10 protein-coding genes are annotated in these 12166 nt (G+C 71.9%); 4 read left to right on the top strand and 6 right to left on the bottom strand.

Annotated elements, in window-relative coordinates; genetic code table 11:
* The 5 genes from DEJ09_RS09715 to DEJ09_RS09695 all read right to left on the bottom strand — a co-directional run bounded on the left by DEJ09_RS09715 (window position 1) and on the right by DEJ09_RS09695 (window position 6396).
* Complete coding sequence (locus DEJ09_RS09715; protein WP_111088333.1) at window positions 1–924, bottom strand: ROK family protein; 924 nt, start codon at window positions 922–924, stop codon at window positions 1–3.
* Complete coding sequence (locus tag DEJ09_RS09710; RefSeq protein ID WP_111088331.1) at window positions 921–2606, bottom strand: ABC transporter ATP-binding protein; 1686 nt, start codon at window positions 2604–2606, stop codon at window positions 921–923. The genes DEJ09_RS09715 and DEJ09_RS09710 overlap by 4 nt, the downstream gene beginning before the upstream one ends.
* Window positions 2606–3499: an ABC transporter permease gene (locus DEJ09_RS09705; protein ID WP_111088329.1), complete on the bottom strand. Its 894-nt coding sequence runs from the start codon at window positions 3497–3499 to the stop codon at window positions 2606–2608. Before DEJ09_RS09705 ends, DEJ09_RS09710 begins: the two co-directional genes overlap by 1 nt.
* 55 nt (window positions 3500–3554) lie before the next feature.
* The gene (locus DEJ09_RS09700) at window positions 3555–4514 is read right to left on the bottom strand and encodes an ABC transporter permease (protein WP_111088327.1); all 960 of its coding nucleotides are present in this window, start codon (window positions 4512–4514) and stop codon (window positions 3555–3557) included.
* Between the two features lie 88 nt (window positions 4515–4602).
* Window positions 4603–6396 carry a peptide ABC transporter substrate-binding protein gene (locus tag DEJ09_RS09695; RefSeq protein ID WP_111088325.1) on the bottom strand — a complete coding sequence of 598 codons (1794 nt, stop codon included), beginning with the start codon at window positions 6394–6396 and terminating at the stop codon, window positions 4603–4605.
* A 227-nt stretch (window positions 6397–6623) separates the two neighbouring features.
* Between DEJ09_RS09695 and DEJ09_RS09690 the strand changes: the two genes are divergently transcribed.
* From DEJ09_RS09690 to DEJ09_RS09675, 4 genes are read left to right on the top strand one after another with little or no spacing between them, the layout of a single operon-like run.
* Complete coding sequence (locus DEJ09_RS09690; RefSeq protein WP_083404204.1) at window positions 6624–7808, top strand: ROK family protein; 1185 nt, start codon at window positions 6624–6626, stop codon at window positions 7806–7808.
* Window positions 7801–9366 carry a M81 family metallopeptidase gene (locus DEJ09_RS09685; RefSeq protein WP_220034924.1) on the top strand — a complete coding sequence of 522 codons (1566 nt, stop codon included), beginning with the start codon at window positions 7801–7803 and terminating at the stop codon, window positions 9364–9366. The genes DEJ09_RS09690 and DEJ09_RS09685 overlap by 8 nt, the downstream gene beginning before the upstream one ends.
* Entirely contained in the window at window positions 9363–10100 is a 738-nt protein-coding gene (locus DEJ09_RS09680; RefSeq protein WP_071245156.1) for a copper homeostasis protein CutC, read from the top strand. The genes DEJ09_RS09685 and DEJ09_RS09680 overlap by 4 nt, the downstream gene beginning before the upstream one ends.
* A gap of 53 nt (window positions 10101–10153) precedes the next feature.
* Window positions 10154–11386 carry an MFS transporter gene (locus tag DEJ09_RS09675; RefSeq protein ID WP_111088323.1) on the top strand — a complete coding sequence of 411 codons (1233 nt, stop codon included), beginning with the start codon at window positions 10154–10156 and terminating at the stop codon, window positions 11384–11386.
* Between the two features lie 111 nt (window positions 11387–11497).
* On the opposite strand, the gene aztA is transcribed toward DEJ09_RS09675, so the two are convergent.
* Entirely contained in the window at window positions 11498–12142 is a 645-nt protein-coding gene (aztA, locus tag DEJ09_RS09670; protein WP_258373854.1) for a zinc ABC transporter ATP-binding protein AztA, read from the bottom strand.
* Window positions 12143–12166 lie beyond the last annotated feature (24 nt).

The raw sequence follows: 12166 nt of genomic DNA, 5'->3' as shown, positions 1-12166 counted from the left end.
CTACGCGGTCTCCGGCTCCAGCACGCGCGCCCGCACCTGCGCCGCTGCGCCGAGTGCCACGGCGTCGGACCCGAGCGTCGACTGCGCGAGCCGGATCGTCGCCCCGCTGACCGGCGGTTCCGCGGCGATCGCCGCCGTGATGGCCGGTTCGAGCAGGTCCCAGGACCGTGCGATCCCGCCGCCGATCAGGACGGTGGTGACGTCGAGGATCCCCGCGGTCAGCAGTGCGGCACGCGCCAGGCCCCACCCCGCGGTGGCGAAGACGGCGGCCGCGTCGGTGTCCCCACCGCGTGCGGCGACGGCGACGTCCCGTGCCGAGAGCATCCGCCCGGAGCGTTCGGCGTAGCGGTCGGCGATGCCGCGCGCGCCCGCGATGGTCTCCAGGTGCCCGGCCTGCCCGCAGGTGCACCGGGCGTCGCCGAAGCCGGGGACGTGGCCGATCTCACCGGCGGCACCGCGCGGGCCGGCGAAGAGCTGTCCGTCGAGCACGAGCGCGCCGCCGACACCGGTGCCGAGGGTCATGCCGAGCACGTCGGACTCCCCCACGACCGCACCGGTGGCGATCTCGCCGAGCAGGAACGCGTTCACGTCGTTGTCCAGGGTCGCGGGGACGCCGAGGGCGTCCGTCACCGCCCGGGTCACGCCGTACCCGGCCCAACCGGTGAACGAGTTGCCGGTGACCAGGACGGTCCCCGTGGTCCGGTCGACGACGCCGGCCGCGCCCACCCCGACACCCGCCAAGGAGGCCCGGTGCGTCTCGAGCAGACCCGTCACGGCCCCGAGTGCGGCCGTCACGATCGCCGCCCCGCCCGCGTGGGCGGGCGTCGGCAGGTCGAGGCGGTCGATGACCTCGAGGTCGGGCGTGGTCAGGACGACCTTCGTGTTCGTACCGCCGACGTCGACCCCGGCCAGGACCCGGGTCACGCGGTCACCGCCGCGAGTGAGGCGAGGCGCTCCGTCCGACGCTGCCGTTGCAGCACGGGGTCGGGCACCGGCACCGCGGCGAGCAGGCGACGGGTGTAGTCGGTGGTGGGGTGCAGCAGCGTCGTGCCGGTCGTGCCCTGCTCCTCGACGACGCCCTGGCGCATCACGACGACGCGCTCGGCGAAGTGCTGCACGACGGCCAGGTCGTGCGAGACGAACAGGCACGCGAACCCCAGGTCGTCCTGCAGCTCGCCGAGGACCTCGAGCACGGTCTCCTGCACGCTGACGTCGAGCGCCGAGGTGGGTTCGTCGGCGACGAGCAACCGCGGTTCGAGCACCAGCGCCCGGGCGAGCGAGACCCGCTGGCGCTGTCCGCCGGAGAGCTCGCGGGGGGCACGGGATGCCAGGGTCCGCGGCAGCCGGACGGCGTCGAGCACCTCGTCGATGCGACGACGACGATCGGCCGAGGACATCCCGCGACGGTGCACGGCGAGGGGCTCAGCGATGCACTCGGCCACCGACATCCGGGCGTCGAGGGACGCCACCGGGTCCTGCAGCACGACGCCGATGCCGGAGCGGAGTGCACGGCGGTCACGGCCCTTCGCGGTCCGCAGGTCCTGCCCGAACAGCGACACCGTGCCGGACGTCGGCTTGATGAGCCCGAGCGCCACCCGGGCCGCGGTCGACTTGCCGGAGCCGGACTCGCCGACCAGGCCGACGGTCTCACCGGCGTGCACCGCGATGTCGATGCCCGCGAGCGCGCGGACGGCGCGCGCCCCGCGCCCGAACGTCACCGAGACGTCCCGCAGGTCGACCACCGGGGCCGCACCGGGCCTCCCGGCCGGCTCGGTCTCCGCGTCGGTGACGGGAGCCGGCGGACGATCGCCCGCCACGTCGAGCCGCGGCACCGCGGCGAGCAACCGCTTGGTGTACTCGTGCTCGGGGCGGAGCAGGACGTCCTCGACGCCACCGGTCTCGACGATCTCGCCCTGGAGCATGACCGCGACCCGGTCGGCGAAGTCCGCGACGACCCCCATGTTGTGCGTGACGAGCAGCACGCCGGTACCGGTCTCGACGGCGAGCGCACGGAGGAGCTCGAGGATCTCGGCCTGCACGGTCACGTCGAGGGCCGTGGTCGGCTCGTCCGCGATGAGCAGCTTCGGCGCGTTCGCGATCGCCATCGCGATGACCACGCGCTGGCGCTGCCCACCCGACAGCTGGAACGGGAACGACCGGGTACGTGACTCGGGGTCGGGGATGCCGACGCGACGGAGCAGGTCGACGGCCTCGGCCGCGGCGGCGGACGCGGAGACGTCACGGTGGTTCCGGATCACCTCGGCGATCTGGGCACCGACGCGGGTGAGCGGGTCGAGGGCGGTCGCGGGCTCCTGGAAGACCATCGAGACGGTCGAGCCGCGCAGGGCCCGGAGCGCGGGTTCGGGGGCGCCGATCACCTGGTGCCCGGCGACGACGGCACTGCCCGAGGCCGTCGCGTTGCCGGAGAGCAGGCCCATCGCGGCGAGGGCGACGGTGGACTTGCCGGAGCCGGACTCGCCGACCAGGGCGAGGGTCTCGCCGGGGGCGACCGACAGGGACACCCCCCGCACGGCGTCGACGGTGCCGGACTCGGTGCTGAAGGAGACGCCGAGGTCGGTCGTCCGCAGGATCGGTTCGTTGGTCATCAGCGGCCCCGCACGTCGAAGGCGTCCCGCAGTCCGTCGCCCACCGCGTTGAACGCGCAGACGACCAGGATCACGGCCAGACCCGGCGGCACGATGAGCCACCAGCGTCCGGAGTAGGCGGCGGTGAGTCCCGCCGAGAGCATGCCGCCCCAGTCCGTCGCGGGCGGCTGCACGCCGAGCCCGAGGTACGAGACGTAGGCGACCAGCAGGATCGCGTCGGCGACCTGGAACGTCGCCGCGACGACGATCGTCGACACCGAGTTCGGCAGCAGGTGCTTGCCGATGGCGCGGGCGTGCGAGCCGCCGATCGCGCGCAGGGTCAGGACGTAGTCGCGGTTCTTGAGCGTCAGGGTCTCGGCACGGATCAGGCGGGACGGCACGAGCCACGACACCAGACCGAGGATGACGATGAGACCGCCGACGCCGGGGTTCGTGATCGCCGAGATGACGAGCAGGATGAACAGGGCCGGGATCGCGATGCCGGCGTCGACGACGCGCATCATCAGGGCGTCGACCCAGCCGCCGACGTACCCGGCGACGGAACCCCACAGGGTGCCGACGACGGTGGCCAGGACCCCGGCGGCGATGCCCACCATCAGGGAGACCTTGCCGCCGTACATCAGGCGGCCGAGGACGTCGTGGCCGACGGCGTCGGTGCCGAGCCAGTGCGCGGCGCTCGGGCCCTGGTTGGCCTGCTCGAGCAGCGTGTGGGTCTGGTCGGTCGGGTACACGAACGGGCCGACGAAGCAGAACAGCACGATGACGACGATCAGGGCGAGGCCGATCACGGCGAGGGTGTTGCTCCGGAACCGGCGGGCGGCGAGCCGGAACCCGGTGGCCGCGACGGTGACGGGGGCGCCCGGGGCTTCGGGGGCAATCTGGACGGCGGTCATGCGCGGCTCGCCTTCACGTCATGGGTGGACGCAGTGTCGATGACGGACGTGTCGGTCATGCGCGGCTCGCCTTCACTCGCGGGTCGATCAAGGACTGTGCGACGTCGGCGAGCAGGGTGCCGATGACGGTCGCGATGGAGATGACGAGCACGCAGCCGAGCAGCGTCGGGTAGTCGGAGGACTGCGCGGCGTTCCAGAAGAGCAGCCCCATGCCGGGGTAGTTGAACAGCTGCTCGGTCACCAGCGCGCCGCCGAACAGCACCGGCAGGTAGTACCCGAGCATCGCGACGACGGGGGTCAGCGAGTTCCGGAACACGTGCCGCCGCAGGATCGTCGCGGTCGAGGCGCCGCCGGCACGGGCGGTGCGGACGTAGTCCTCCTGCAGGTTCTCGAGCGTCGAGGCGCGCATGTACCGACTGAACACCGCGATAATCGCGAGGGCTCCGGTCACCACGGGCAGCACGAGTCCGGCGGGGTCCTGGAACACCTCGGCGAGGGTGGTGCCGCTCGGCGCCTGGGACGGCAGCCACGGCAGCTGCTGGCTGAAGACGATGATCAGGACGAGGCCCAGGAAGAACGCGGGCGTCGAGTAGAAGACGAAGGCTAGGGCGGTGGCGGCGTAGTCGACCGCACCGTTGCGGCGGGCCGCCTGGAGCATCCCGACCGGGATCGCGACGACGAGTCCGAGCACCGCGGAGATGCCGGTGAGCACGAGGGTCTTCGGCAGGCGCTCGGCGATGAGCTGCGAGACCGGCTCGTTGAGCGTGTACGAGGTGCCGAGGTCGCCGGTCAGCAGACGACCGAGGAACCGCAGGTACTGCACGGGCAGCGGCTGGTCGAGCCCCTGCGCCTGGTTGAACTGGGCGATCTGCGTGGGGGTCGCGGAGACGCCGAGCACGCCGCGGGCGGGGCCGCCGGGCAGCGCGTGCAGCAGGCAGAACACCACGACGGTGACGATGAGGATCACCGCGAGGGCCTGCAGGACGCGCCTGGTGAGGTAGAGAGCTGTGGTCATGCGGCTTCCGATGGTCGGATTGGAGACGTGAGCCGGGGAGGAGGCGCGGTGCGCGTCGGTCGCGCACCGCGCCTCCAGGGTCGGTTTCCTACTTGGTCCACTTCCACTGGGCCGGGTGGAAGTTGGCGAGCGAGTCCTGGTCGAAGCCGGACAGGCCCTTCTTGACGACCGAGATCTGGTAGTCCGGGCTCGGCAGCCAGATCACCGGCAGGTCCTTCGCGACCGCGGCGCTGTAGTCCTGCACGGCGGTGGCGTCGGTCGAGGTGGTGGTCGCGTCGATCAGGGAGTCGACCTCCTTGTTCGAGTAGCTGCCGAAGTTCGCCGAACCGCCGGTCTGGAACAGCGACTCACCGGTCGGGTAGGCCGGGAAGTACCAGCTGCCCGCGGTGCCGAAGAACGACAGGTCCCAGTCGCAGCTGGCCTCGTCCGAGGTGCAGGTCGGGGTCTGCGACAGCACGCTCGACACCGGTGCGGTCTTGATGGTGAAGTCGATGCCGGTCTTCGCGAGCGAGGACTGGATCGCGCTCATCATGTTGTCGGTCACGGTCGAACCGGACTGCGACAGCACCTGCATCGAGAACTTCGTGCCCTCCTTGACACCCTCGCCGCACTGGCTGGCGGACGTGCCCGGGTCGGTGCAGACCATCGTGCCGCCCTGCTCCTCCCAGCCGTGGCTGGTCAGCAGGTCCTTGGCCTTCGAGGTGCTGAACGGGTACGGGTTCGACTTCTGCACGTCGGAGACGTAGTCGGACTCCTGTGCCTGCGGGATCGGACCGTAGGTCGAGGTGGCGGTGCCGTTGAAGACCACCTTCGACAGCGACGTCTGGTCGATCGACATCTGGACGGCCTGACGGGCGTACAGCTGCTTGAAGACGGCGCCCATCGTCGGGTTGTTGAAGTTGTACGGCATGTACGTGATGGCCCAGCCGGTCCAGGGCTCCACGGAGTAGCCCTTCCCGGTGAAGGACGCCTTCTGGTCCATGTCGGTGGCGTTGATGTACCCGTAGTCGACCTCACCCGAGCGGACGGCGTTCACCTCGGCGTCGGCCGTGGTGAAGGGCAGCAGGTTCACCGTCGTGATCGACGGCTTCTCACCACCGTCGTACTTCTTGTTGGCCGTCAGCGTGACCTTGCCGGCCGTGGTGAAGGTCTTGACGCCGTAGGGGCCGGAGATGGTCTTCCACAGGTCGTCGGTGGCGTAGTCGGAGATCTTGCCGGCGGCGGTGTTGAGGTACTTCCACACCTGCTTCGCGCCGGCGGTGGTCTCGTCGGCGTCGGTCACCTTCGCGGTCGCGCTGGTCTTGTCCCAGGCGTGCTGGGGCAGCGGGATGATGTGGCTCAGCTGGTTGGCGAGCATCCAGTCCGAGTTGTAGGCCTTGTCGAACGTGATGGTGAAGTGCGTGTCGTCGACGGCCTTGAACGACGTCCAGTTGTCCGGTGCCTTGCCCTTAGAGTACGAGCCCCACTGGTCCTTGTTCGCCTTGATCAGGTTGAACCAGAACCCGACGTCGCGGCTCGTGATCGCCTCGCCGTCCGACCAGTGGCGGTCGCCGAGCGTCATGGTGACGCTCTTGCCGTCGTCGGCGAACTTCGCGTCGGTGGCGACGGAGCCGGCCTTGTTCCACGCGATCTTGCCGGTGGAGCCGTCGTAGGCGACGAGCGGCTCGTACAGCGACTGGGCGATGGAGCCGTTGTTCGTGTTGAGGTGCGCGGCGGTGCCGATCGGCAGGATCCAGTTCGGCGTGAAGTTGGCGGGGAGCGCGTAGTCGATCTCGTCGGTCGATCCCTGCGAGGCGTTGCCGCCTCCGGAACAGCCGGCGAGCAGCGCGCTCACGGCGATCGCAGCTCCGGTGAGGAGCGCCCAGCGACGGGGCTTGGACATGCGGTGTCTCCTTGTGCGAGGGACTTCGGGGAGGTGGAGCACGGGTGCCGAGCGGCACGAGGACAGTCAAGGACCAAAGCGATTGGAAAAACAAACATCTCGATGTAAAAACTGCGTTACTGCGGAACGGACGAAAGGGTGGACCGCTCGATCCGCCCCGTAGGCTCGCGGCAGAACGGACCACCGACCGGTGTTCCGTTCCCGTTCCGCCCGGATTGGAGAAAGTCGTGGCCGATCTCAGCGCCCGCGTCCTCGAGCTCGTCGCCTCGGGGCAGGCCGCCAGCCGGACCGAGATCGCGAAGGTGCTCGGAGCCGCCCCGTCGACCGTCTCGCACGTCGTCGGCCAGCTCCTGGAGCACGGGATCCTCGCCGAGGAAGGTACGGACGTCTCGACCGGCGGTCGCCCCCGCAAGGTGCTCCGCATCGGCGGCGTCGACGAGTACGCGGTCGCCGCGGACGTCGGTGGCGGGCACGCGCGCATCGGCGTGGTCCTGCCTGGAGGCGCGCTCGAGTCGGTCGCGAACGTCCCGTTCGCGCTCTCCGACGGTCCGACCGCCGGGCTCCAGCGCCTGGCCGCGCTGCTCGAGCGGCTCGCCGACGACCGTGGTCGCGAGGGGCTGCGGGGCGTCGGGCTCAGCCTGCCCGGGCCCGTCGACGTCGTCGCCGGGGTCGTGGACCTGCCGAGCCGGATGCCGGGGTGGAACGGGTTCCCCGTGGCCGCGTGGCTGAGCGACCGGTTCGGCCTGCCGGCGATCGTCGACAACGACGCGAACTGCATGGCGGCGGGTGAGCAGACCGTCCAGGATCCCGCTCGACGCCAGACCATCACGATCAAGGCCGGGTCGGCGATCGGCGCGGGCATCGTCATCGACGGTCGGCTCTACCGGGGGTCGACCGGTGCGGCCGGGGACATCACGCACGTGCGGATCGACGCCGCCGGGGACACCCCGTGCTCGTGCGGCAACACCGGATGCCTGGAGACGGTGGCGTCCGGTGCCGCCCTGGTCCGGATCCTGTCGAACGCCGGGGTCGACGTCGCCTCGACCGCCGACGTCGTCCGGCTCGCCTCGGACGCGCACCCCGAGGCCACCCGTGCCGTGCGGATGGCGGGCAAGTACCTGGGCGAGGTGCTCGCCGCCAACGTGAACTTCTTCAACCCGGACGCCGTGTACCTGGGCGGCATCCTGTCGACCCTCGACCCGTTCATCGCCGCCGTGCGGAGCCAGCTCTACGAGAGCTGCCACCCGTTGATGACCCAGCACCTGGCCATCGAGCCGGTGTCGCTCGGTGCCGATGCCGGGCTCGTCGGCGCCGGCCAGTTCGCCCTGCAGCGGGGTCTCGCCGCCTCGCTCGAGGAGCTCTCCGCGCCCATCCCCCAGTCCACCACCAGGAACAGGAGCGTCCGTGTCTGAGACCGGTCCCGTCACCCCCGCCGTCCCCGCCGCCGCAGCCAGCACCGCTGGTGCCCGTCGCCCGGTCATCGCCATCGCCGGGCTCGCCATCGAGACCTCGACGTTCACGCCGACCCGGACCCACGCCCCCGCGTTCCACCCGGACCGCGGCGACGAAGCCGTCGCCCGCTACCCGTTCCTGGCGACCATGGCCGACCGGGCGGACTTCCGCGGGGCGCTCATCGGGCACGCGCTGCCCGGCGGGATCGTCGACCGGGCGTCGTACGAAGCCCTGGCCGACGAGATCGTCGAGCGGCTGCGTGCGATGGGTCCGGTCGACGGGCTCTGGTACGACATCCACGGCGCGATGGTGGTCGAGGGGCTCGACGACGCGGAGACGGACCTGCTCGGTCGCATCCGCGCGGTCGTCGGCCCCGACGTCATCGTCTCCGCGTCGATGGACCTGCACGGCAACGTCACGCGCGAGCTCGCCCACCAGGTCGACCTCGTCACCTGCTACCGGATGGCCCCGCACGAGGACACCCTCGAGACCAAGGAGCGTGCCGTCCGGAACCTCGTCGACGTGCTCACCGAACGCCCGGTCGGTGCGCAGCGACCCCTGAAGGCCTGGATCCCGATCCCCGTCCTGCTGCCCGGCGAGCAGACCTCGACCCGCCTCGAGCCGGCGAAGTCCCTGTACGCGCAGGTCCCGCTCGTCGAGCAGACCGAGGGCGTGCTCGACGCCGCGATCTGGGTCGGGTACGCCTGGGCCGACCAGCCCCGCGACCAGGCCGTCACCGTCGTCACCGGGTGGGACGAGGCCGCCGTCGCCGCCGGTGCCGAACGGCTCGCGGCGGCGTTCTGGGACGTCCGCGAGGACTTCGTGTTCGTCGCCCCCACCGGCACGTTCGAGGAGTGCCTCGACGCCGCGCTCGCCCCGGGCGCCGCGAAGCCGTACTTCGTCTCGGACTCGGGCGACAACCCCACGGCGGGCGGTTCCGGGGACATGACCTGGGGCCTGACGCAGGTGCTCGCCCGCCCGGAGTTCCAGGACCCGTCCGGCCCGACCGTCATCTACGCGAGCGTGCCCGGACCGGCCGCGGTCGCCGCGGCGGTGGACGCCGGCGTCGGTGCGACGATCACCGTGACCGCCGGTGCGTCGGTGGACCAGGTGCATGCCGGCCCGATCACGATGACCGGCCGGGTGCACGCGATCAAGCACGGCGACCGGGACGCCGAGACCGAGGTCGTGCTGCAGGTCGGCAGCGTCTTCGCGATCCTGACGAAGCTGCGGAAGCCGTACCACCACGAGCACGACTTCACCGACCTCGACCTGGCGCCGCGGCAGGCGGACGTCGTCATCGTGAAGATCGGGTACCTCGAACCGGAGCTGTTCGACATGTCCGCCGACTGGATGCTCGCGCTCACCCCGGGTGGTGTCGACCAGGACCTGCTGCGCCTCGGGCACCACAGGATCGAGCGCCCGATGTTCCCCTACGATCGAGTGTTCCCGACGGCACCGGACCTCCGCGCCCGCATCGTCCCCGCCTCCAACGAACCGCTCGGAGCCCCTGCATGAGCACCACCGCCGCACTCGAGATCGCCGTCACCTCTCCGGCTGGTGCGATCACCGCGCGGGACGGCGGCGCCGACCGCGTCGAACTCTGCGTCGGGCTCGAGCTCGGCGGGCTCACCCCGTCCCAGGCCCTGGTCGAGACGACCCACGAGACCGGGATCCCGGCGCACGCGCTGGTCCGCTGCCGCCCGGGCGGGTTCGTGCACTCCCCCGACGAGGTCGAGCTCATGGTGCGCGAGGTCCGCACGGTCCTGCGCTCCGGGGCCGCCGGTGTCGTGGTCGGTGCCCTGCGCCCCGACCGGACCCTGGACGAGGACGCCCTCCGCCGCTTCGTGGACGCCGCCCGGTCGGTCAGCGCCACCGCCGAGGTCACCCTGCACCGCGCGATCGACCACGCGACCGACCCCGTCGCCGCCGCCGGGTCGCTCGCGGCGCTCGGGTTCACCCGCGTCCTGACCTCGGGCGCCGCCCCCACCGCGGTCGCCGGCGCCGAGACGATCGCCCGCATGGTCGAGGCCGCCGGGCCCGTGCAGGTGATGGCCGGCGCCGGGGTCACCCCCGCCGACGTCCGCGCACTGCTCGCCACCGGTGCCGCCGCCGTGCACCTGTCGGCCAAGCGTCCGGCCGCGGACAGCACGCACGCCGGGGTGCCGATGGGCGCCGGGGACGACGGCTCGGCGCACTTCGTCACCGACGCCGAGGTCGTCGCGGCCGCGCGGCGCGCGCTCGACGCCTGACCCGCTCGCCGTCACACGGGAATGGCGGCCGCCGGAACCCGCTTGACGCCCCCATGACATCGTCAGCAGCGCGCCGCGGGTGGCTCAGCGTCACGTCCGTCGCACTCGGGTCGTTCGTGCTCGTCCTGTCCGAGTTCCTGCCCATCGGACTGCTCCCCGCCATCGCCGACGACCTGGACGTCGGCATCGGCACCGCCGGCCTGATGGTCGTCGCCACCGGACTCGTCGGCGCCGTCGCGGCACCGGTCGTCACCGTCCTGACCTCGCGACTCGACCGCCGGGTGGTGCTCGTGTCCCTGACCGTGCTGCTCGTCGTCGCCGACGGCCTCGCCGCGATCGCGCCCTCGTTCTGGGTGCTGCTCATCGCACGGATGCTGCTCGGGGTCGGCATCGGGGGCTTCTGGGCCATCGGTGCCGGGATCGCCGGGCGACTCGTCCGGCCGGAGCTGACGATCCGCGCGACCTCGCTCATCACGGCCGGCGTCTCCGTCGCGACCGTCGTGAGCCTGCCGCTCGGCGCCCTGGTGTCGTCGCTCGCCAGCTGGCGCCTCGGCTTCGTGATCGGTGGGGCGCTCGGTCTCGTCGCGCTCGTCCTGCAGCTGGCGATGCTGCCGAGGATCCCCGCGCAGCAGCGGGTGCGGTTCACCACGCTCGGGTCGCTGCTCCGCGTGCCCCGTGCCCGGGTCGGGCTCATCGCCGCGGCGTTCGTCTTCGCGGCCCAGTTCGCCGCGTACACCTACATCGCGCCGTACCTGCAGCAGCTCGTCGGCGTCGGCCCGGACACCGTGACGATCGCGCTGCTGGTGTTCGGCGTCGCGGGCATCGTCGGGAACTTCGCCGCCGGCTTCACGCTCGACCGCAGTGTCCTCGGCACCATCGGGGCGTCGAAGTTCGTGCTCGCGGCGGCCGTCGTGCTGCTGCCGTTGCTCGCCCACTCCGTCGTGGGGGTCTTCGTGCTGCTCGTCGTGTGGGGCCTGGTGTGGGGTGCGCTGCCGCTCGGGATGCAGACGTGGATGTCGACGGCGTCGCCGGCCGGGTCCGAGACCGGGCTCGCGCTGTTCGTCACGACGATCCAGCTCGCGATCGCCGCCGGTTCGGTGCTCGGTGGGGCCGCGGTGTCGTCGTTCGGTCTGGCTGCCGACTTCTGGCTGGCGGGCGGGGTCGCGATCGTCGGTGCCGTGGTGCTCGTCGCGATGGGGCTGCGGAAGTCGAGCGCCGTGCCGGCGGTCGAGCCGGTCGCGGCCGACCCGACGCCGACCGGCCCGGTGGCCGTCGCCTGCCCCTGACCGCCGGTCCGGGGCCCGCGGAACACCGGTGTTCGTGCTCTGAACACGCGCAAACCGCGGTTCAACGGGTGAACACCGGTGTTTTGCGGAATCGGCACGACGGAAGCAGGGTCAGGTCAGGGTGACGATGCGGTCGGCTGCGGCGATCGCCGCCGGGTCGTGGGCCGCGTGCACGACCACGACGCCGGCCGCAGCCTCGTCGGCGAGCGCCGCCACCACGAGCGCCGCCGACTCGGCATCCACGCCGGCGGTCGGTTCGTCGACCAGCAGCACCCCGGCCCGCTGGGCCAGCCCGAGCGCGACGAGCGTGCGCTGCCGCTGCCCACCCGAGAGCTCCTCGATCGGCCGGTCGGCCAGGTCCGTGATCGCCATCCGTTCGAGCTGCGCGTCGACGACAGCCCGGTCGGCGCGTCCGAGCGGCCGCCACCACGCGCGGTGCCGCCACCGCCCCATCGTGACGGCCGCGCGGACGGTGAGCGGGAGCGTGGTCGGCGGTACGGACTGGGTCACGTAGGCGACGCCGTCGGACGGGAGGCCCGTCACCCGCCCGGCGGTCGGTCGCACGACGTCCGCGACCACGTCGAGCAGCGTCGACTTGCCGGATCCGTTCGGTCCGGTGAGCGCGGTGACGACCCCGGCGGGGAACGTCACGTCGAGCATGTCGAGGACGGTCCGGTCGCCGAGGACGGCCGTCACCCGGTCCAGGTGGACGGGAGATCGGGGCTCGGCGGGGTCGGTCGGCTCGGTCGCAGGCACCTGAGCACGCTATCAGTATCGATA

It is taken from the genome of Curtobacterium sp. MCLR17_055 (assembly GCF_003234305.1).
Classification (GTDB): Bacteria; Actinomycetota; Actinomycetes; order Actinomycetales; family Microbacteriaceae; genus Curtobacterium; species Curtobacterium flaccumfaciens.
Note: the sequence above shows the minus strand (reverse complement) of the source record. Positions and strands in the feature narration are given on the sequence as shown.

Coding starts and splice junctions, on each gene's coding strand:
- DEJ09_RS09700 (WP_111088327.1), bottom strand. CDS start 4,514: ATGACCACAGCTCTCTACCTCACCAGGCGCGTCCTGCAGGCCCTCGCG.
- DEJ09_RS09705 (WP_111088329.1), bottom strand. CDS start 3,499: ATGACCGCCGTCCAGATTGCCCCCGAAGCCCCGGGCGCCCCCGTCACC.
- DEJ09_RS09710 (WP_111088331.1), bottom strand. CDS start 2,606: ATGACCAACGAACCGATCCTGCGGACGACCGACCTCGGCGTCTCCTTC.
- DEJ09_RS09680 (WP_071245156.1), top strand. CDS start 9,363: ATGAGCACCACCGCCGCACTCGAGATCGCCGTCACCTCTCCGGCTGGT.
- DEJ09_RS09695 (WP_111088325.1), bottom strand. CDS start 6,396: ATGTCCAAGCCCCGTCGCTGGGCGCTCCTCACCGGAGCTGCGATCGCC.
- DEJ09_RS09675 (WP_111088323.1), top strand. CDS start 10,154: ATGACATCGTCAGCAGCGCGCCGCGGGTGGCTCAGCGTCACGTCCGTC.